Origin of the sequence: Brucella sp. 22210, assembly GCF_052045675.1 — a bacterium.
In the GTDB taxonomy this organism is placed as follows: Bacteria; Pseudomonadota; Alphaproteobacteria; order Rhizobiales; family Rhizobiaceae; genus Brucella.
Genome location: NZ_JBQEPD010000116.1, coordinates 1 through 1,945 on the forward strand (window position 1 = coordinate 1; position 1,945 = coordinate 1,945).

The window sequence follows — 1,945 nt, forward strand, 5'->3', positions numbered from 1 at the left end:
GAAAACCGATTGACGCGAATGAGCAAAACGAATGAGCTTGCGTTGCCGCGATCGCCGCTCACGCGCTTTCTGATCCGCAACCGTGCAGTAATAACCGGTCGATCCTTGATCTCATCATCGTTAAACTGATTGCGCTTGAGCTCACGGAAAATGGTTGAACGGTGACGGCCAAGTTTCTCGGCGATAGTTTCGACAGAAATATTTGCCATACGCCAGCGCGCGATCTTGCGCCGCTCATCCAAGTCAATATGCGAGTAGGTCCTTTGCATGACGGGTTCCTTGCTTGGGATAACTCATTGTTATCGCTTGCAAGTCGCACTTCAAGCTAGAACCCACCCCCTTTATACTTTTGTATCGCATAACTTATATTATGGAACTCACGAGCGGTTTTGGTTCTGTTGCACTTTTACCTAACTGCACCTTTCAGGTTCGACTGCTTTATCCGGGTAAAGGACATTGATAAGATCCCGCAAGCCGTTGTCGCATCCGGTAGAAATGTTGCGATGTATTGGATTGCGTTCCACAGTTTGCGCGGAGCATGCTCACGCGGTCGGCCTTGCCCATCCGCCGCAATAATAGCCTATTTATCGTCCGTGCAGTCACTTGCATAGCGCAAACTTCGACTGGCATAGTCCTGCCGATGGTTTCAGTCCAAGCCATGTGTTTTCTCCGTTGTCGTTGCAAACACAGAGAATCATAAATCCCTGAAATCGATCAACTTAATTTTCGGCTCGGCTCTTAAAATACGAATTAAAATTAATATTAATATAGCGAGATAAAATGCATAATATAAAAATATACTTTTTGCCAGGATTTCCAAAAGATACATATTATACATATATTGATGATCATAAAAATAGTTCACGTGTAACTATTTGCGCACATGGCGGCCGACCTGTGAAGCGGGATATACAAAGGCAAAATCCCATGCCCCTTTACATACGTGATCAGTCCGTCGATGACCTTGCCATCAAGGCCGCGAAGCTCGGAAAAGCACCAAACAAAACCGAGGCCGTGCGTCGCGCTCTGCTTAATGAGATTGCGCATCTGGAGCCGGCCGAGCCGCTAGAGCAACGCGTGAAAAAATCAGGACGAGTTCAAACAGCTTGCAGGCTCCACACGGACGCCCTTCGATATGAAGGCGTTCCGGGGTTCACTCTATGAGGATGACTAGGTCACATACCCATAAAATAGTTTTCGGTTTGAATGGTCCGGGATTGAACCGCTTCTTCCGAGCAAAGTGCGTGGTAAGGCCCGCTTTGACGATCGACGTGTTTTGAACGGTATATTCTGGCGGCTGAGGACAGGTGCGCCATGGGCAGACATTCCAGCCCGCTACGGGCCTTATACGACCTGTGTAAATCGCTTCAACAGATGGCGTCGCGTCATGCCGGGCATTGGGCGCGCATTCTCAAAGCGATATCAGAAGTTTACGACGGCGATATCCAGATGATCGACTCCTCGTCAATCCGCGTCCCATCAACATGCGGCCAACGGTAAAAAAAGACGAACGATCCGGTTGCATGGGTCGTTCGCGCGGTGGGATGACCACAAAAATTCATGCGCTTGTCGATGCTGATGGCCGCCCAATTCGACTGAAACTGACAGCCGGACAAGCACATGACGGACGTTCGGCAGCCGATATGTTTGAGACGCTCGGGTCTGGGCAGATACTACTGGCAGATCGCGCTTACGATAGCGACAGCTTGCGCCAAAGCCTCAAAGAACGAGGAGCATGGGGCTGCATCCGTCCCATGCCAAACCGTGTGAATATCCCCGCCTTCAGTCCATGGCTCTATAAACAACGTAACGCTGTCGAAAGGTTCTTCAACAAACTCAAACACTTCCGAGCCATCGCAACCGATACGACAAACGCGACGATAATTTCCTCGCATCTATCCAGCTTGCTTCAATTCGTATTTGGCTTCGATCTTATGAGTCGGGG

General features: G+C 49.5%; 1 protein-coding gene and 2 pseudogenes. 2 read left to right on the plus strand and 1 reads right to left on the minus strand.

What is annotated here, in order from left to right:
- Positions 1–269 (minus strand): annotated as a pseudogene (locus tag ACTJKP_RS26770) (helix-turn-helix domain-containing protein); the annotation flags it as partial.
- Between the two features lie 658 nt (positions 270–927).
- Between ACTJKP_RS26770 and ACTJKP_RS26775 the strand changes: the two are divergent.
- Together ACTJKP_RS26775 and ACTJKP_RS26780 are read left to right on the plus strand one after the other, a co-directional pair.
- Positions 928–1,164, plus strand: a complete 237-nt coding sequence (locus ACTJKP_RS26775) for a type II toxin-antitoxin system VapB family antitoxin (protein ID WP_440632818.1) — start codon at positions 928–930, stop codon at positions 1,162–1,164.
- 52 nt (positions 1,165–1,216) lie between these two features.
- Positions 1,217–1,945 (plus strand): annotated as a pseudogene (locus ACTJKP_RS26780) (IS5 family transposase); the annotation flags it as partial.

What these genes read in the sequence shown, in the direction of transcription:
- ACTJKP_RS26775 (WP_440632818.1), top strand. Translation starts at nt 928, where the DNA reads ATGCCCCTTTACATACGTGATCAGTCCGTCGATGACCTTGCCATCAAG.